Raw genomic sequence first — 18,052 nt, forward strand, 5'->3', positions numbered from 1 at the left:
TAAAAGCAAAATCTCCGTATATGTACTTATATCCTGTTTTCCTTAATGTATTGTACTATCCCTCTAGCGATCGCTTGTGCCATTTGACGACGGTGACTGGGATCTTTGAGACGAGAAGAATCCTCTGCTCCAGTTAAGAAACCCACTTCTAATAATACTGCTGGCATTTCAGAATGTCTGAGGACGAAAAATCTGGCTCGACGAATATTGCGATCTCGAATATTAACCGTATTGAGAATATTCCAGTGAATGACTTCTGCTAAACGACGACCACTCTTGTAATAATAAGTTTCCAAACCGTTAACATCAGGACGAGAAAGGTTAATCGCATTGGCGTGAATGCTCACAAACAAATCCGCATCAATATCATTAGCAAGATCGGTTCTGCCTTCTAAACTAATAAAGTAATCTCGATCTCTAGTGATACGAACTTCAATTCCCTGTTTTCTTAATTCTTCCGCGACATCTAAAGAAATCGGCAAAATCACATTCTTTTCTTGTACACCACCAATACCAATAGTTCCTGGATCTTGTCCTCCGTGTCCAGGATCGATGACAACTAAAGGCTTACTACGAGCAGCTACAGGAGGTTCGGGGCTGGGTACATTAATGGCTCTGGCAGGAATAATTACTGGTAAAGCAACGAGATTTGTGCCACTTTGAACATTACCCAAACGAATGCCTAACTTAGTGGTAACAGTTAAAATTACAGAAGAAGCTTCTTCCCGTACTTTGAGTTGAGTGATGGGGCTTCCCGCTCCCAATTTAGGTCCTGCAAAAGGTTTTCCAAGTTTGGCATTTTCAATAGTAACCTCATAAGTACCATTTCCCACCAATCTACTATTAGCACTCAGATTACCATTACTGCGAACAGACAATCGAGAATTGTTATCTGTCAGGTCGATCGCGTTAATAGTTATTGATTCAATTGGTTTTGGACTGGGTTGTTTTTCTGTAAGTTGTGGAGAGTTGTTTTGGACTACGGTTCTTGTGCCACCAGGAACCAAAATTAACCCTTTGATGCGACTAAAAATCGCTCGCCACTCCGAACTATCTGCTGCAACTTTGAGGCTGATTCTGGCAGTGGAAGGATCTTGTTGACTAAAATTGATTTCTTCAACCCCGTATTGATTAACGGCTACAGATTGAGATACTAAGTCCGATGGGAGGGTGACACCTTGAAGATCGAAATCGATAATATCACCGTTGCGAGTTGAAGTTACTTGATTAGTGCGATCGCCCTTAATGTCTAAGAAAAAACCATGACTAGTAATCTTAACATAGGGTGATTTGCTGAGTTGTGGGGAATTATTATCGGTAGCTGCTGGCTCGATATTACGGCTGGGGGGATTATTGTCAGTAGCTGCTGGCTCAAGATTAAAACCAGGGAGATTACTGTTAGTAACTGCTGACTCGACATCACGACTAGGAGGATTGGGATCATTTCTCGGAGGAACAAGATCGCGCGTGCGCTGAGTCGATCTTTCTCGTTCTGCTGAAGGGAAATCGGCGACGCGAGGACTAGGAAGTTCTACAGCCCATTCAGTAGGGGATGCACCACGAAACTCAACTCGATCGGGGTCAATGGTATAGCCAGGAGCTAGTTCAATTACTAAGCTGACAACATTGTCAGTGGACTGACCAATACGAAAACCTCTGATTGCTCCAGAATAGGTTTCTTTGACTGTGGTACGACCCAAAGTAGTCCCTGGTAGCTCAATAACTAAGCGATTTGGATTCCTGATTAGTTTTGCTCTGGGTTGTACTCCTTCATCGGTAATAAAAACCAAGCGATTTTTATTTTCTTCAAATTCCCAAGATAACAGCTGACCTGCATCAGCAGGAGAGCCCAAGATAAGAACCCCGAAAATACTTAATAATAGCCAGCGTAGTTTCACAATTGATAGCTCCTCACAGATACTTACTTGGAAAATAACTTCGAGAGATATGTAGTCTCAATATACTTAAAGATAAATCATGTTGGTCTTAATATACTTAACTAATAAGGACGTATACTGTCTTCATGAAGTTTCACCTCAGATAAGTTTTCTTTAAGCAGAAAGATTACAGTTACACAACTTAATGATTTTGATATTCTCTAAGTTTGCTTAAATTATGTTCTCACTGCTGAAGTTTTGTCCACTCTAGTTTTTTTGCTTTCAACGCCATCTATACTAACGTTTTTATTTTTTTTTTTAGAGAAGATTTCGATTATTGCGAAAAAACTGAGATATTAAGACAAAAAGCCAAAGAGAGATTGTTTACTTCTTTAGCTTTCTGCGCTTTAAGTGGCTATTTCATTGAACTAGGAATATTTTGTGAGGGGCTGACACCGCCCGAAGAAGGGCGGTGCTTGTATACCCCGTGATAACTCTATCTAATGATGGTGATGGTGATGGGCTGCTTGGATAGCAGCTAATTGAGGATTAACAGTAATACTTTCTTCTGAGAGTAAAGCTTCGATATGTTGATTTGCCCAAGCTGCTGTCATTTGTAAAAATTCTGGGCGATCGTTGACACAGGGCATTCTGATAAAGTTAACATCAGAATAACGATGTTGTAGATGATGAATAATGTGATCTACATCCAGAATTGTTTCATGATTTTCTGTAGCAAAGCCAATAGGCATCATGACAATAGCATCAGCACCTAAGTCAATCAGATTTTTCGCAGCTAACTTTACATTAGGTTGTGTCCATTCAATCAATGGGGTGTCATGATTGAGCCAGCCAACAGAAATTAAAGGGTATTTAGTAATTAATTCTTCTCTGACTAATTCATAAAGAGCTTGGCTTTCATCAATACCAGAAGTAAATCCTTTGGCTTTATGAGGACAGCCGTGATTCATCAAAATGATACCAGTTCTAGAGGGTAAATGAGCTTGAGCTAGGTCGGCTGTAATTTTTTGTTCGACCATGTTTGCTAGCAGTTTAATGTAAGCTGGCTGATTATAAAAAGAAGGAATATAACGAGTATTTTTCAACCAATGATTGTTATCTTCTCCTAGTTGAGCTAAGGCTTTATTGACTTGTTCTACAGCAATACCACTGGTAAAGATAGAGTCAACTACTAGTAGAGGATAAATTAATAATTTGGTAAAACCTTCAGCTTTAACTTGACTTAAAACTTGTTCTGGAAGAAATGGTTTACAGAAATTAAAAGCTTTAAAAACTTTAACGCGATCGCCCCAAGTTTGCTGTAATTCTTTTTCAATACCTGCTCTTTGTTGCTCAAAAATTTGATTATGGGGTGAAATAAAATTACCATGTTGATGACCCCATTCATGAAGATCGAACATGGCTAATAATTTGGCTAAAGGAGGATATATCCAGTGAGGAACAGGAGCAAATTTTGCTGTTAATAAGTTTAAAGCTTGCTCATTATAATTGGCAAAATCTTCATAACTTTCTACTTCTCCATAGCCCATTAGCAAAACGGCAACTTTTTCCGTTGCAGAATGATGAGTATGTTCATGGTGATGTTTTTGCGTAGTGACCACGTTGCTTCCTTTATAATAAACAGTGAATTTTTAGTGAGGCGTATTTTCTCGTTTTAAATAACAAGACTAAAGTGTTGTTGTAACTGATTAACGACTAAGGTTAAGCTAACGTGACTCTTTTAAAAAAAACTTTTTGTAAAGAAATAATTTACATTCTCGATCATTAATTAACTATTGTTTAATGAAAGTAATAATTTGCCCTGGTATTCATGAGACTCAATTAACCGATCGCTTTCTTCAGAGTTTATTGAGAATTGAGTCAGAGAAAGTCATGAACTCTGTAAATTCCGTAAATGAGAAATTTTTAGTTTTTGCCACAGACAAATATCCTGCATATTCTCCTCTTCATGTTTATCAGTGGTTGAATAAACCAGAAATTTTAACCGATGAATTATTGTTTATCTGTTTTAGCGCAGGGGTTGTTGGTGGGATTGGTGCAGCGATCGCATTACAATTAAAAAGAGTAAAAATTAAAGCCTTTATCGCCATAGATGGCTGGGGTGTGCCGTTATTCACCAATTTTCCCCTTTACCGCTTTAGTCATGATTATTTCACCCACTGGAGTTCTGCTATTTTAGGAACAGGAGAATCAAATTTTTATAGCGATCCTCCTGTCCCTCATTTAACCTTGTGGGAAACCCCTGAAACTTGTCAAGGATGGATAGTGAACTCAGGAAATAATCACCAAAAAATTTCTAAAATAAAAAGCTCTGCTAAAGATTATCTACAGGAAATTATTGGTATTACAGATTCTCCAGGGAATACTTGAGTGGGGAATCTGCTCAATTTGCGATCGCTATGTATTATAAGTTTAATACTAAAGACGCGTAATGCTTAATATTTACTATAAAATTTGGGATATTAGCTAATTAGGTGAGGGGCTGACTTGATTTTAATGAATATTTTAGTTAGGAATCAGAAAAAAAAATATGTAATTATTGTTAGTTTTTTCGCTTGGTTGATAGTAGGTTGTGAAAATCAAAAATATACTCAATGTCAAGAAATAATTGCGATCGCCAATAGCGCAAACAATCAAGCACAAAAAATTACCGATAGTTCACAAGAAAAACTAGCAGAGATGAAAACATGGCTACAAGCAGCAGACGTAATGACTATAGCAGCCAAGGAAATTGAATCTTTACCCATTAAAGATCCCAAACTAATCAATTATCAGGGAAATTTAGCTGGTATCTTTCGTATTTATTCTCAAGCAACTTATGATGCTGTCAAAGCAAGAGAAAAGAAAAACTTATCAGCTTTAAAAATAGCTCACGATCATGCTCAAGAAGCGGGAAAACTAAATCAAGCTTTAGTCACAAAAATTAATAATTATTGTGTTGCAAAATAGTTGATTGTTGTTGGATATAGACAAAGCAATGCCTTGCCCATACATTTTTTTTACTAAACACAAAAATGCCTAGGAATTGGGATTCTGAAGCACGACGACTAAAAGATTGTTATTCTCGAAATATATTCTATATAAAGGACGGATTAAGACTGCTTCAGTTTTAGGAATAAATTGATTATCTACTCCCGTAAAAATATCTTTTTGGTAGTCGGGAGAAGCAAATTTAAAACCCAAAGTTTCTAGTTTTGTATAAAACTGAATTTGATTACTGTTCAGATAATACCAGGTAATACGATTCAAGATTGGGTATTTCTTGTAAGCTTGAATATTGCCGTAGGTATAATTTAAGGCATTAACAATGGCTAAGGTGGGGTGTTGCTGTGAAATAGGTAATTTGGGAACGATTTCCCCTAAATCAGAAATAAGTATAGTCACAATTATTTCATCTTGAACATTTTGAGAATAAAGTACATTTCCTAAAGTAAAACTAACATTAGAAAAAGCAAGAGATAATATAAAAAGAAAAGAAATTAAACAATATTTGAGATATTTTTGGGTTCTTTGTAAAACTTTATTAGATAGAAACAGGCAACAAATAGCAACTAAAGTACTAAAACCCATCATAGTACGAGGTGCAAAAATTGGATTTTCTAAGACAAGCATTACACCCGAAACACCAATAATTAAAAGTAGTATATAAAATACTGGAAAAGTTAAAAATAGTAAGTATTGTAATAAAGATTTTGAATTAGAGTTCTTGTTTTTTTGTGAGATAACTGTGTTGATAATTATAGTCAAAATTGTAGTAACAAATAAGATATAAAATAAATTAATTAGAGTGCCATTACCTAATGATTGCTGAATATTATCCCAAGAAGATAGTACATTTTTGATAACTTTTTGAGGAAAGTCTGAAAAAGAAATAAGCTGGGAATGATGCAAGTTATATTCATTAGTAATATAAAAGTTTTTAATAGGACTATAAGCAATAAAAGAAAATAATAAAATAATTATGGAAGTAATAAAAACATTAAAAGATTTTTTATTTTGTCTTCTGAGTAGCTTAACTAAAGCATCAAAAAAGCAAGTTACTAAATAAACAGATGTTGAAGCTTGATACAAACAAAGAGAACAAACTAGTAATAGCAGGCTTAAGCTAAAATTAATGATTTTCTCTTTCCTATTGAATTGGTCGTTAACACTAACACTAATACTCAAAGCTGCTAAAGTTGATGTTAAAATAGCAACTGCCATTGTAAAAGAATCAAAAACAAAAGCAAAATTTTGTAGATTAAAAGGATTAATAACAAAAATAACTCCACTTAAAGTCAACAACAGTAAATCATGTACTTTAAATAATTTTCCTAGATATACTGCACTAAGCGAATAAATAGCAAAAGCTAAGACTTGAGGTAGTGGAGAAATATCTGTGAGTGGTTTACCTAATTGAAGTACAAGACTAATTAAACTGGAAAGAGGTCTTCCATTATCATTCCAAAAAGTTTCTCCCGTGGTTACTCTTGTTAGATCGTCTGAATACAAAATATTTGCTAATAAGAGAGAACTCATTGCAAATAAAGAAATTAAAAATATATTTATAAATGCTTTTTTCTCTACTTTGGACAATAAAAAATAAGGAAAAATGTTTTTCATGTATATTTTATTTAGTTCTATTTTTTCACTGAGGAATAACTTTAATGATAGCCATTGTAACTTGAGAGTAATCTTGTAAACCCATCTCCAAACTTAAGATAGTCTGGGGTGGAACTCCCATCACATTAAAATCGAGTTTAAACCCTTTATTTTCATCCCTAGGAAGATGATAAGCTTTGGTTACATCAGGACGAGATAAATTAACAGGAGTTTCGCTAATTAAGAAATCATCACGCTTGATTCTGACTTTAGTTGCAGGTGATTTTTTGCCCATTACCCACCTTTGTAAGTATATAAACGGATCGACTCCTCTACAACCATATTCTTCTTCTGCTTCTGTGGGTAAGCGATATTCTCTTTTAGTTTTCTTACTCAATTGGATAGAATTAATTGTATATTGTTAGAGTATTTAGTATCTATTCAATAGATTAATTTTCTTTTCTCGCGCTTTGGGAAAAGCTTGATACCAACTTCGGACTTGGTTATTGTCGAATCTCATTAACTTAAATAAAGTATAATTTAGTGGCAAATGCCAAGTAGCTCTTCCAATATTTGTCATTAATGAATAAAAAAAATATTAATAATTTTATTGTTCTTTTAGTAGGTTTGTGTTTAGGGTTTTTATATACAACTTATTTATTAGGCGATCAAATCTTACCCTTCAATAGTGAATGGTTATTTACTCTTAATAGAGAGCTTACACAATCTTATTTAGGTTGGCTATTTTTCAGGTTTGATTATTGGCATTGGCCCTTAACTTTACTGATAATATTATATATCCTTTTAAAGCTTCAATAGGCTATACAGACTCTATACCTTTGTTAGCAATTTTTTTAAATTAATTTCTAATTTTCTTCCAACTAATTTTCAATACACTGGAATATTTCTTTTATTAAGTTTTAGCTTGCAATTTTTTTGGGGAGCTAAATTAGCAGTTCTATTTTTAGAAAATAATTATTTTACTGCGATCGCATCAGGTATTTTGTTTATGATCGCTCCTCTTTTAACCAATAGAATAGTTCATGTGGCTCTTACCAGTCATTGGTTAATATTGGCATCAATCTGGAGTTATTTTAGTCTAATAGCTGCCCATAAAATAAAAAAAATATTAATACTACAATATTTTTTGATTTTTATTACCTCTGGAATTCATCCCTATTTAGCTGTCATGGTATTTTTTATTATTATTACCAGTTATATACAGCTTTATTTTGACAAAAAAATCAAATGACAACCAGGATTCTTAGCTTTTATAATCGCTTTATTTTTATTGATTATTGGTTGGTATTTGTTTGGTTATCTGACTAACGATAATTCTGTAGGTAATCAAGGTTTTGGTGAATATTCTCTTAATCTCAATAGCCTGATTAATCCCATGTCTGCCTCACTATTCATCAAAAGTTTACCCTATCCAATCGAGCAGTCTGAAGGTTATAATTATCTCGGAATAGGAATATTACTACTATGTACTTAGCCAGGTACGATAGTGAAGCTTATGATTTTAATTGTTATAAATTACCTCAATCAATTGCTTACAGTAAACTCGAAGAAGATGCTGCTTATGTATTAGATAAGAAAAAATACTTTAATTTAGCTACTCAGATAAATTTTGATGATACTAATTCTCATTATTGTAGCGAGATTGATAGTTTTACTGTTTGTAGAAAACGTTCTTCTTCTTCAGAGATTAAAGAGATAGATATTAAAGTCAAACCTTACTCAATCAATACACTTTTGGATTTTCAAGCTAATTCTAATAATTCATTAGATTATCAATGGGGTGATTGGTCATTGTCAGAGAGGGAAGGAACGTGGACAGATGGTAAAGAGGCTCATCTTTTCATGATGCTTCAAGAACCAGTTAAACACGATTTGATACTTAGTATGGAGGCTGTACCCTTTATTCATGAAAATCATCCCCAACAAATAGTTGATGTTCTCGTGAATGAAGAATTAGTTACTCAATTAATCTTTAAACTAGGTCAGCCCTTGCTCAATCAATATAAAATCCCTCTTCTTGCAAAACTGATTAATTCTATTTCTCCTCTACAAATTACCTTTCGTTTTTCCAATCTTGTTTCACCTCACAGTGTAGGTTTAGGAGAAGATAAACGTTTACTCGGTTTGTGGTTTAAAAAATTTAAACTTGTTGAAGATAAGACAGGTAGCAGACATTAGGTTAATTTGGTGTAAGCAAGTATAAAATGCAGAGAATAGAATGCAAATATTTAACCTTTTTGATGTTGACGAAGTCAGAGGAAGCCTCGTCTTTTCAAGGCGGGGTCTCTCTGACCAGCTTACTCCAGCATCTTTACAAAACTACCCAATCATAGTGGCTTTTGAAATTTAAAATGACAGTGGAGAAAATATGTAGATATGATCGATCGAGAAAGATATGTGATTATGCCAGTTGATCGAGCCAAAAGTGTGGAATTATCTGTGGTAATTCCTTTATACAACGAGGAAGATAATCTCGATTGTTTATTTACCAGATTGATTGGTGCATTAGATTGTTTGAATACCACTTATGAAATTGTCTGTATTAATGACGGGAGTACCGATAATACTCCCAAGCATTTAATTGATTTTCATGACCGCAATCCAGCTATTAAAGTTCTCAACCTTTCACGTAACTTTGGCAAAGAAATTGCCTTGACTGCGGGGATAGACCACGCGATTGGGGCAGCAGTTATTCCCATTGATGCTGATTTGCAAGACCCTCCTGAATTAATTGAACAATTAGTTGCCAAGTGGCGTGAAGGTTATGATGTAGTATATGCTACCAGGAGATCGCGACAAGGAGAAACCTGGCTGAAAAAATTCACTGCTAATGTTTTTTATAGTACCATTGGAAAAATGAGCCAGGTACCAATTCCCTCTCACACGGGTGATTTTCGCTTATTAGATCGCAGAGTAGTTGAGGCGATTAGGAAAATGCCCGAACGAACTCGTTTTATGAAAGGCTTATTTGCTTGGGTAGGCTACAAGCAAACATCGGTAATGTTTGATCGCAAACCACGACATCGAGGTAATACAACTTGGAGTTATTGGAAACTGTGGAACTTTGCCCTGGATGGCATTATCTCTTTTAGTTTTTTACCTTTAAAAGTCTGGAGTTATGTTGGTGCGTCTATCTCCTTTGTATCTATACTGTATGCTTCTTTTTTGGTCATTCGTACCTTGATTTTTGGTGTTGACGTTCCGGGGTATGCTTCGTTGATGGTGGCGATCTTGTTCTTGGGCGGGATTCAATTAATTACCCTGGGGATTTTAGGAGAATATTTAGGTCGCGTTTATGAAGAAGTTAAAGGCAGACCTTTATATTTTGTCAGAGAAAGCTATGGTTTTGATTTAAACTCAGAACAATTAAGAGTAAAATCGAACCAATCTATCAGCACAAGATCGGCTGAATGATAAAAATTTAAAATAGTATTTTTATACTCACCATTATCTGCATCGTCGCTACAGGATTAGGAATGTTATTTCTTGGGGAATCGACAGAGATCGGCTACAGATTTGGCTGGAGCAAATGGGTATTTTAGTTCCTATTCTTTATATCCTGTTGTCAACCCCTGCATATTTCTCGACCCACGTTAGTATTTAAATATTCAATCAATTTTTGGAGATGTCTATTGTTTCGCTTCAATAATTTCAGCAAATTTTTGTCTTTGTTGAGGCGTTAAAATTTCTCTAGTTGCTAGCATACTTTCAAAATGTAATTTTCCCAATTGTTGACGAAATTGCACTATTTCCTCATGCTTGACTCGAATATTTGTTGCAGAATCCGTTCCTGCCATCATAATTGATAATTGTTGTTGAGAAATTCGTAACTCTTCTTTAAGTCGTGTAATTTGTGCTTGATAGCGACGGCGAATCTGTCTAATTTGAGATCTTTGCTGAGGAGTAAGATTTAATTGTTCAAATAAACTGCTGGGGGTTTTTTTTTCAGTTGTTTGTTGAAAATTATCCGCAATAATTATTTGAGAATAGCTATGTTTTTTGACTAAATAATAATGCCTTGGAGTATTGGCGATCGCTTGATAAGGCTGGCAGATAACTACGGTAAAACTTAACAATAGCTGAGAATAACACCGTTGCATATTAATCTTTTTTTTGAGAAATCAAAACTAATTTATTTAAAAGTAGTTGAAGTCATAACTTGAGGCGATTCAGCCGTTGATAACAACTGATAAATTTCTGCTTCGGGGGTTGCAGAAAAATAAGAATCTTCTATAGTTTCTTCCCAGCTATCAACCACAAACAATTCTAGGTTGATTCTATCTTGAGCAAATTGGGGTGTTTGTTGTAAAAAGCGTTGATTATTCCAGGTAAACACCATGCCCATTGCGATCGCCCCAGGAAGAAACCAAAACAAACCCGAAGCGTTTTTAGTAGATTTTCGTGGTTGTCGCTCAATTAGTTCCATTAGCTGAGCTTCTACATGGGGATTGGCTGGTGGTGGCGTAGGGTGATGTTGCTGCAAAAAATTAACTAGATCGCGATCGTCGTCTGGTAGAAAATTCTTCATTGGTGGCTCATTAAATTCAAGGGAACAAAAGTCAGAATCAACTTTAAAAAGTTATTCCTTGCTGTTGTAAAAACTTTTTTAAAGTATTGCGGGCGTGATATAAACGAGATTTTACTGTACCTACAGGTATATCAAGAATTTGAGCAATTTTCTTTTGGGGAATATCCTCCAAATCGTGCAGTACAATTACTACACGGTGCGATAAATTAAGATGCTCTAAACCTCTTTTCACCAAATCTTGATAGTGTAACTGCATTAAATCAGTTTCTTGGGAATTATAGCTACTATTTTCCCACATCATAGATTCTAAGTCAGGAACAGCACCTACTTTGTGATTATTTTTCGCTAGTTTTCGTCGATAGTCTGTGGCGACATTCCAACAGATACGATAAATCCAGGTGGAAAAATATTCCGCTTGTTTTAGTTTAGGTAATCCTTTCCAAGCTCGCAAAAATACTTCCTGTAGTAAATCATCAAGCATTGCACTACCACATAATTGGTAGAGAGTAGAGCGTACTTTTGCCTGATAATTTTGATAGAGCAAGCGAAAACTCTCGCTGTCTCCATTACAGGAAAGAGCAACTAATTCTGATTCTGTCAATAAAGTATATTTATTTTCTGTAACAGCAATCCTGTCACTGGCTAACACGTTAATTGTTTCCTACGAAGTATTGGCTTTTTTTATTTAGACTAAGGGTAGTTACTAACGGTTCAATTTAATTTCAAATTTCTCCCCGATGCAATGTCAACTATGCGAACGAGAGATGGCGCAGCTAACAGTTCATCATCTGATTCCTCGTCAAACAGTAAAAAGAAAAAAGGCTGATGCAGGCTCGACTATAGATATTTGTTCTGCTTGTCATCGTCAGGTTCATTCTTTTTATAGCAATTTACAATTGGCTCGCGAATTAAACACTATCGACAAGCTACAAAGCGAACCCAAAATGCGTAAATTTCTAAGCTGGATTAGCAAACAAAACCCTGATAAAAAAATTAAGGTTAATCGTCGTCGATGAAGTGAAGGAGATACTTTTTTAACTTCTTCTTATCTTCCAAGAATTATTTAGTTGTTTACATTAATAAAAATAGCGATCGCTATCTGACAACTTCTATTTTTGTTAACGCTACCCAATATGCTTAGTATTCACTAAATCAAATATTTCTTTTGACTTGTAAAATTCCAACGGTTCATCTACATTACGACAAATAAAAGTAAAATTTCGCAAGTTGGTTAAACTAAGTTTCAATTCTAATTTTTAAGGGCTTTAACTCTCATTTTTACGCCCCCAGCAGGAGTAAAAGTAATACCACGACGAGTAGATTTTAAAGGACGGTTATCCAATAGTTCTAGTTCTACATGAGATAAAATAGTAGCCAAAACTAATTTCATTTCAAACAGGGCAAAAGCATAACCCAAACAGCGACGATTTCCTCCACCAAAAGGCAAAAATTCATAGGGAGTAAATTGTTTTTCTAAAAATCTTTCTGGTTTAAATTTTTTCGGTTCGGGATAGATATCTTCCCGTTGATGTGTAAGATAAATAGAAGGAAATAATGATGTTCCAGGTTTAAACTGGTATCCCATAAGCTCAAAAGGTTCTTTTAACTGACGACCAACAAAAACCACTACGGGATTTAATCTTAGAGTTTCCGATACTACTGCACTGAGATAGGGAAGTTTCACAAGATCGGTAAATTCGGCATTTTCGGCAAGGGAATTTAATTCTGCTTGACATTTTTGACCAACTTCAGGAAGCCGATGTAGCCAATAAAAAGACCAAGCTAAAGAACTTGCTGTGGTTTCATGTCCTGCAAATAACATGGTCATCAATTCATCCCGTATTTCCCCATCACTCATTGGTTGACCGTCTTCATATCGTGCCTCAATAAGTAAACTAAGAATATCTTCTCCCAAAGTATCGGGATTTGAGCGACGACGATCGCCTTCTGACTGTAAAATTTCTCTAATCTGGCGTTTTTGTCTCAAAAACTTACCCCAAGGAGTTAAAACACCCAAGTCTTTTTGTAGCGCGGGAAAAAACAGAAAAAATGAAGTTAATGGAGAGTTAAATATCTCCAACCAATCAACCAAAATTGCTTTAAGGCGATCGTATCTTTGTCCCTCATCCAAGCCAAATATAGTTTTGAGAATAACTTGTAGAGAAATTTCTTGAGTATAATCGCGAATACAGATAGTCTGACCGACTTGCCATTGAGCAATAACTTCTTTAGTTACCTTTACCATAGTTTGACCGTAGCTTTTCATCCTTTCTCCATGAAAAGGAGGCATTAGCAACTTACGCTGTCTCTTGTGTTCGATGCCATCGAGTAGTACTAGAGAGCGATCGCCCAATAAGACTCTTACAGGTGCAGTGGATTGTTGATCTATTTCAAATAAACTCGGATCGGCGGTAAATACTTGTTCTATGGCTTTGGGATTGCTAAAAATTACATTGGGAGGGTACAGAGAAGATTTAGGAGAATAAAAAATCTCCCCATACTTTTTCTGGTATCTTTCCAACGTGCCAAATTGATCTAATAATGCTTGAATCATTGTAGCGATCGCAGGAGTTTTTACCGTTGGGGGTAGTTTGGCTTTTTCAGAAGGTGAAGTTACTGTAGTCATGAGGGAGAATTATGTTGTAAAAAAGAATTGAACACGATTATATTTCTTCTGAGTTTTGGTTAACTTTTTCCCCCTAGGTTTCTTAATTGGGGTTTGACTCAAATCATGAAGTTTAGCAATTCCTTGATATCCTTTGTCAGCTATTACTTTCAGGAATTTATGAAATTTTGTCTGACTATTTTTAAATAATTTGAAATCATGCTTGCTCCGTCGATAAAGCTGGGGTTTCCCCAGCATCGGCGGTGCGCTTTTACCTTTAGAATACGCTAAACATATTATTTTATGAGTTTTTTGTCCAAATAATACTTGAGTTTTTAAGGTATGTCTTCTTTGTTTTCCACTATACAATTTTTTAGTCAATAGCGATCGCGTAGTGCTGCTGTCAGCAGACCGCGTTATCAAACTTTTTACACCATCTATTCTTTGCAGGGAGGCATGGCTGCGGGAGTGGTTTCTTTCATGATGAAGATCGCTATTAATGATAATGCTCAAGTCAATCAGTAAAAACATTCTATCTTATTTTGATAGTCACCGTTACTCCGCCTTAAAAGCGACGAGACCCCGCGTCGCGCAAGGGAATGCTCGTCAAGACACGACGGAGACGGCACGTGACCGTTGGTCAAAATTGTTTAAGTACCGTTAATACTAATCAAAGCTCAATACGTTTAATCTGAACAAAATTAATTCATATTTGACAGATCGAGTTCTTAACTTTCTTCTCACAATTGATTTAAAAAGAGCTAATTTTCTCATAATTGCTCATGAGATTAATAGACTACTATACAGACGCAAAAGTATTTAGAGCAAGCATTTAAACTATCAACAACTATGCTCGTTCAATACTAATCAAATCTGAGTTTATTGTTATGTTTTATAACAATGTCCAGGGATCGTTAATTTTTGCTAATTTGTCTTGACACTTCTGTTAGGTTGTAAGAGAAATCAAAAAAGAGGTTGAATTATGACTTTATCTCCAAGTGTGATTGTTTTAATTGCTGTTATAACAACAGGTTATCTAGCAGCAATAAGTATAGGTACAGTAGCTTATTTTGCCAATGAAAAAGAATAGCGATCGGAGAAGTTACTTCACTATTTTCTGATTGTATGCACCAAATCAATTTGTAATTCTATTAACTGCAAAATATTTCAGATATTGATTGAAGTTATAGAAAGTTTTTAGTGAGGGTTAAACCCATGGATATAAAAGGAAAAACAGCTTTAGTTACAGGTGCTTCTCGTGGGATTGGTAAAGCAATCTCAATTGAATTAGCAAGAGCAGGAATTAAACATTTAATATTACTCGCTAGAGATCGTCAGAAACTAGCCGAGGTCGCCACGAAAATCGAAATAATAGGAGTTAAGGTTACTACTTTGTCTTTAGATCTGAGACAATTATCTTCCATGAATATTGCGATCGCTCAAATGTGGACTGTTCATAAACCAATTCATTTACTAATTAACTGTGCAGGAGTTGCTCATCAATCAACATTCTTAGATAGCCAAGCTCACAAATTTGAAGAAGAAATTTCCCTCAATTTATTAGGAATGATGAACATCACTCGCGCCATGGCGAAACGGATGGCAAATCAAAAAGAAGGAACAATTGTCAATGTTTCTAGCCTGATGGGTAAGGTAGCTGCTCCTACTATGTCTACTTATTCGGCAACTAAATTCGCAATCATCGGTTTCACTCAAGCTTTGCGGAGCGAGTTAGCAGAACATAATATTGAAGTCATTGCTCTACTGCCGACCCTAACTGATACTGAGATGGCACGTAATCTTAAATTATTTCGTTGGGTAATGCCGATGACTGCTGAAAAAGTTGCTCAAACTTTGGTTTCAGGATTATACAAAAACAGGAGTGAAATTTTAGTAGGATGGCAGAGTTATTTGGCAGTGTGGTGTCAACGTATCTTTCCTCGGTTATTCCAGAAGATTATGTTGTTGTCTGCACCAACATAATCTTCTCTAGCTCTAGTCCCACAAAATACGTCGCGTCATGAAGTCAGAGTACTTTGGCTTCATTACGCCGACTGTGAGATGGTAGTTAATATTCTCCTTTGCTCCAGGAAGCGAAAAAAACGTTCCATGTATTCAACAAAGTGAGAGAGGGCGAGGCAACCTCACCCTCTCTCACCTTCAATATAGGAGGTAATAATGTCAGAACTGAAAAAAGGAAAAGATCGTATAGTTTCCATAGATTGACTCAAAGATAATTATCAGCAGCACTGCGCGATCGCTCTTCTGAATTTTTCAGATTATTCAGCTATAGTCGCTGCTGATTTTTGCCAATTAGTAAAATTATGCTGCACCCAATCCATACCTACCTCATTATTTAACTTAATTTTTTGTGGTGCATTAGCATAAATTTTATTTAAAATATCTGTATCTTGTTCGACAACAACTTTACTAAGAGCGAGAAATTGATTTTGTAATAATTTTGCCAAGGGATTGCTAGCTTCAGCAAATAACAAGATATAGGTTCTGGTTTTAGTTAAAGTTTCGGGAACAAAAAGATGGCATTGAGCAATTTTGCCAAAAGGGCTATTACCGTGAAAAATAACCAAAGAAGGAAAATAGTTTTCTAAATGAGCTTGAATAACATCGGGAAGTAAAAATTGATTAGGTTGTTTGAGCTTTTCCCAAAAGGTTTTAGGTTTGGTAGGAGTATTAAAAAAAGCCTCGGAATGATAGCCATTATCGATAAATTTTTCAAATCTGACTTCGGTAATTTCAAATAAGTCTCGATGCGTACCATTTTGATGATTATAATCGTGCATGATTAATAGCATCGATCGCAAGTCTGTCTTGACACTGGTATTTGCGGTATAGCCAATAAATTCATAGTCTCGATTAATCTTCTCTAAAATATCGGGAATAGGTATTTTAGGTTCATAACCGCCATAAGACCAAATAAAATCATCTTTAATTATCAATTCTAAAGGCTGCATTTGAGATAAGATTTTTTTCTCTGTTCCTGGTAAAATAGTGCAACCATCGCTATCAAATTCCAAAGCATGAAACGGACAAACAACTTTACTCTTGCCATCTGGTTGAGTTTCGCACCATCCTTCTGATAGCATTGCACCCATGTGAGGACAAGTATTTGGTAAAGCTTGAACTTTTTCTGTGCAATCTTTCCACATTACATAGTCTTTGCCATAAAGAGCAATTTTGTGTGGTTTATTTGTTGTGAGCATCGATTTATGCGCTAATAGCCAAGGCGCACCTTCTAACATAGACATCACTAATTCCCTCAGTGGTAAATTTTGGACAAATAGCTCTATGGCGACAAATAGAAGATAAAATGTCGCCAGTCATATTATTTAGTACCGATATCAAATAAGATCGGAGAAACTTCCTGTTTCTCCATTTAAGTCACCAAAGATCGGTTAGAAAAAACTTTTTTCTAACATGAATATATGACATATTGTTCACTTTTGTCAAGATGAAGCCCCAAAATAATTTACTCCGTCGTCAACCCCAACAAAAACGCTCTCAAGAGCGTGTCGAGAACATTTTAGATGCAGCAGCCATAGTATTTGATGAGGTGGGTTTTGAAGCTGCGACCACTCATGCGATCGCTGCTCGTGCCAATACCGCAGTAGGCTCACTCTATCAATTCTTTCCTGATAAATTAGCGATTTTTAATGCTTTGGAGTTACGTCACGTCGAGCGCGTTTATGTTGTCTGGGACAAACTATTACGCCCTGAAGTCATACAGCTACCATTTGCTGAGTTTATTCACACTATGACAACGCAGTTTCAAAAACTGTTTGAGCAACCCACTTCACGCATTATCTTTGTACAGTTTTTTACCTCACCAACCATATTCAAAAACATTGACCATAGCTTTACCCAAGAAGCAATTCAATTTACAGCCAAACTATTACAAAGTCGCAATCCAGCTTTAGAAGATAAGCGCAGTTTGCTCCTAGCAGAAATTTGCGTTCATGGCATTAACACTCTAATATTGCTAGCATTACGCAGCGATCAAGCACACAGTCAAGAAATTTTTATAGAAATAGAAATTTTACTCAAAGCTTATCTAAAAGATAATATTGGGGATGAAGTGATTAATAATAATTCTTTTCCGCCATTAGAAAAAATAGCAAAGCAATACAAACTTAACTCTCGTCAAAGCTTAATTTTAAAATACGCCAGCAACAATTCAGAAATAACGATCAAAAACTGCGAAGCGATGTTTCCCGATATATCTCGGCGCACTATACAAAGAGATTTGAAAACTATGATCGAGCAAAAATTACTGCTTCCTCAAGGTAATACAGATCGGCGTTGTTATAGTATCAATCAAGAGTTATTAAACTTATGACAACTTACGACAAAAATGAATCTTGAGAATAATATCATAATCTTATAGCCACATAAACTAGATTA

The 18,052-nt window shown here is 35.5% G+C and carries 16 protein-coding genes and 2 pseudogenes; 8 read left to right on the forward strand and 10 right to left on the reverse strand.

Features of this window, described 5'->3' with window-relative positions; all coding sequences use genetic code 11:
* Window positions 1–26: 26 nt before the first annotated feature.
* Together H1P_RS06465 and H1P_RS06470 are read right to left on the reverse strand one after the other, a co-directional pair.
* On the reverse strand, window positions 27–1,898 hold the full coding sequence (locus H1P_RS06465) for an N-acetylmuramoyl-L-alanine amidase (protein ID WP_144865290.1): 1,872 nt from the start codon (window positions 1,896–1,898) through the stop codon (window positions 27–29).
* A gap of 479 nt (window positions 1,899–2,377) precedes the next feature.
* Window positions 2,378–3,499, reverse strand: a complete 1,122-nt coding sequence (locus H1P_RS06470) for a ferrochelatase (RefSeq protein WP_246141494.1) — start codon at window positions 3,497–3,499, stop codon at window positions 2,378–2,380.
* Window positions 3,500–3,680: 181 nt separating this feature from the next.
* Here H1P_RS06470 and H1P_RS06475 point away from each other — a divergent pair, with 181 nt between their 5' ends.
* Both H1P_RS06475 and H1P_RS06480 read left to right on the forward strand, forming a co-directional pair.
* Window positions 3,681–4,268, forward strand: coding sequence for a hypothetical protein (locus tag H1P_RS06475; RefSeq protein WP_144865292.1), 588 nt, complete (start codon window positions 3,681–3,683; stop codon window positions 4,266–4,268).
* Between the two features lie 126 nt (window positions 4,269–4,394).
* The gene (locus H1P_RS06480) at window positions 4,395–4,847 is read left to right on the forward strand and encodes a hypothetical protein (protein ID WP_144865294.1); all 453 of its coding nucleotides are present in this window, start codon (window positions 4,395–4,397) and stop codon (window positions 4,845–4,847) included.
* A gap of 69 nt (window positions 4,848–4,916) precedes the next feature.
* On the opposite strand, the gene H1P_RS06485 is transcribed toward H1P_RS06480, so the two are convergent.
* Window positions 4,917–6,416: a glucosyltransferase domain-containing protein gene (locus H1P_RS06485; RefSeq protein WP_186375863.1), complete on the reverse strand. Its 1,500-nt coding sequence runs from the start codon at window positions 6,414–6,416 to the stop codon at window positions 4,917–4,919.
* Window positions 6,417–6,525: 109 nt separating this feature from the next.
* Window positions 6,526–6,876 carry a formylglycine-generating enzyme family protein gene (locus H1P_RS06490; protein WP_144865298.1) on the reverse strand — a complete coding sequence of 117 codons (351 nt, stop codon included), beginning with the start codon at window positions 6,874–6,876 and terminating at the stop codon, window positions 6,526–6,528.
* 185 nt (window positions 6,877–7,061) lie between these two features.
* On the opposite strand from H1P_RS06490, the pseudogene H1P_RS40105 reads away from it, so the two are divergent.
* The 3 genes and pseudogenes from H1P_RS40105 (at window position 7,062) to H1P_RS06510 (ending at window position 9,914) form a co-directional block, all read left to right on the forward strand.
* Window positions 7,062–7,974: pseudogene (locus tag H1P_RS40105) on the forward strand (DUF6311 domain-containing protein).
* Window positions 7,965–8,678, forward strand: a complete 714-nt coding sequence (locus H1P_RS06505; RefSeq protein WP_144865304.1) for a DUF6311 domain-containing protein — start codon at window positions 7,965–7,967, stop codon at window positions 8,676–8,678. Before H1P_RS40105 ends, H1P_RS06505 begins: the two are co-directional and overlap by 10 nt.
* A gap of 198 nt (window positions 8,679–8,876) precedes the next feature.
* Window positions 8,877–9,914, forward strand: coding sequence for a glycosyltransferase family 2 protein (locus H1P_RS06510; protein ID WP_281291102.1), 1,038 nt, complete (start codon window positions 8,877–8,879; stop codon window positions 9,912–9,914).
* Window positions 9,915–10,129: 215 nt separating this feature from the next.
* Here the strand turns inward: H1P_RS06510 and H1P_RS06515 are convergent, their stop codons facing one another.
* From H1P_RS06515 to H1P_RS06525, 3 genes are read right to left on the reverse strand one after another with little or no spacing between them, the layout of a single operon-like run.
* Entirely contained in the window at window positions 10,130–10,600 is a 471-nt protein-coding gene (locus H1P_RS06515) for a Spy/CpxP family protein refolding chaperone (RefSeq protein ID WP_144865306.1), read from the reverse strand.
* A 32-nt stretch (window positions 10,601–10,632) separates the two neighbouring features.
* Complete coding sequence (locus H1P_RS06520) at window positions 10,633–11,028, reverse strand: hypothetical protein (protein WP_144865308.1); 396 nt, start codon at window positions 11,026–11,028, stop codon at window positions 10,633–10,635.
* A 43-nt stretch (window positions 11,029–11,071) separates the two neighbouring features.
* A complete protein-coding gene (locus tag H1P_RS06525) occupies window positions 11,072–11,677 on the reverse strand; it encodes a sigma-70 family RNA polymerase sigma factor (RefSeq protein WP_144865310.1) in 606 nt (201 codons plus the stop codon).
* A gap of 88 nt (window positions 11,678–11,765) precedes the next feature.
* On the opposite strand from H1P_RS06525, the gene H1P_RS06530 reads away from it, so the two are divergent.
* Window positions 11,766–12,044, forward strand: coding sequence for an HNH endonuclease (locus tag H1P_RS06530; RefSeq protein WP_144865311.1), 279 nt, complete (start codon window positions 11,766–11,768; stop codon window positions 12,042–12,044).
* A 233-nt stretch (window positions 12,045–12,277) separates the two neighbouring features.
* On the opposite strand, the gene H1P_RS06535 is transcribed toward H1P_RS06530, so the two are convergent.
* Window positions 12,278–13,654: a cytochrome P450 gene (locus tag H1P_RS06535; RefSeq protein ID WP_144865313.1), complete on the reverse strand. Its 1,377-nt coding sequence runs from the start codon at window positions 13,652–13,654 to the stop codon at window positions 12,278–12,280.
* Between the two features lie 33 nt (window positions 13,655–13,687).
* Window positions 13,688–14,008: pseudogene (locus tag H1P_RS06540) on the reverse strand (transposase); the annotation flags it as partial.
* A gap of 840 nt (window positions 14,009–14,848) precedes the next feature.
* On the opposite strand from H1P_RS06540, the gene H1P_RS06545 reads away from it, so the two are divergent.
* The gene (locus H1P_RS06545; protein WP_144865315.1) at window positions 14,849–15,616 is read left to right on the forward strand and encodes an SDR family NAD(P)-dependent oxidoreductase; all 768 of its coding nucleotides are present in this window, start codon (window positions 14,849–14,851) and stop codon (window positions 15,614–15,616) included.
* A gap of 296 nt (window positions 15,617–15,912) precedes the next feature.
* Here H1P_RS06545 and H1P_RS06550 read toward each other — a convergent pair whose 3' ends face one another.
* Entirely contained in the window at window positions 15,913–16,899 is a 987-nt protein-coding gene (locus H1P_RS06550) for a Rieske 2Fe-2S domain-containing protein (protein ID WP_144865317.1), read from the reverse strand.
* Between the two features lie 203 nt (window positions 16,900–17,102).
* Between H1P_RS06550 and H1P_RS06555 the strand changes: the two genes are divergently transcribed.
* Window positions 17,103–17,987 (forward strand): TetR/AcrR family transcriptional regulator, encoded by an 885-nt coding sequence (locus tag H1P_RS06555; protein ID WP_144865319.1) that lies wholly within the window; start codon window positions 17,103–17,105, stop codon window positions 17,985–17,987.
* Window positions 17,988–18,052 lie beyond the last annotated feature (65 nt).

This window comes from Hyella patelloides LEGE 07179 (assembly GCF_900659865.1).
Lineage (GTDB): Bacteria > Cyanobacteriota > Cyanobacteriia > Cyanobacteriales > Xenococcaceae > Hyella > Hyella patelloides.

Coding starts and splice junctions, on each gene's coding strand:
- H1P_RS06480 (WP_144865294.1), top strand. CDS start 4,395: ATGAATATTTTAGTTAGGAATCAGAAAAAAAAATATGTAATTATTGTT.
- H1P_RS06510 (WP_281291102.1), top strand. CDS start 8,877: ATGATCGATCGAGAAAGATATGTGATTATGCCAGTTGATCGAGCCAAA.
- H1P_RS06520 (WP_144865308.1), bottom strand. CDS start 11,028: ATGAAGAATTTTCTACCAGACGACGATCGCGATCTAGTTAATTTTTTG.
- H1P_RS06535 (WP_144865313.1), bottom strand. CDS start 13,654: ATGACTACAGTAACTTCACCTTCTGAAAAAGCCAAACTACCCCCAACG.
- H1P_RS06550 (WP_144865317.1), bottom strand. CDS start 16,899: ATGTCTATGTTAGAAGGTGCGCCTTGGCTATTAGCGCATAAATCGATG.
- H1P_RS06485 (WP_186375863.1), bottom strand. CDS start 6,416: ATGAGTTCTCTCTTATTAGCAAATATTTTGTATTCAGACGATCTAACA.
- H1P_RS06475 (WP_144865292.1), top strand. CDS start 3,681: ATGAAAGTAATAATTTGCCCTGGTATTCATGAGACTCAATTAACCGAT.
- H1P_RS06555 (WP_144865319.1), top strand. CDS start 17,103: ATGAAGCCCCAAAATAATTTACTCCGTCGTCAACCCCAACAAAAACGC.
- H1P_RS06530 (WP_144865311.1), top strand. CDS start 11,766: ATGCAATGTCAACTATGCGAACGAGAGATGGCGCAGCTAACAGTTCAT.
- H1P_RS06515 (WP_144865306.1), bottom strand. CDS start 10,600: ATGCAACGGTGTTATTCTCAGCTATTGTTAAGTTTTACCGTAGTTATC.
- H1P_RS06545 (WP_144865315.1), top strand. CDS start 14,849: ATGGATATAAAAGGAAAAACAGCTTTAGTTACAGGTGCTTCTCGTGGG.
- H1P_RS06505 (WP_144865304.1), top strand. CDS start 7,965: ATGTACTTAGCCAGGTACGATAGTGAAGCTTATGATTTTAATTGTTAT.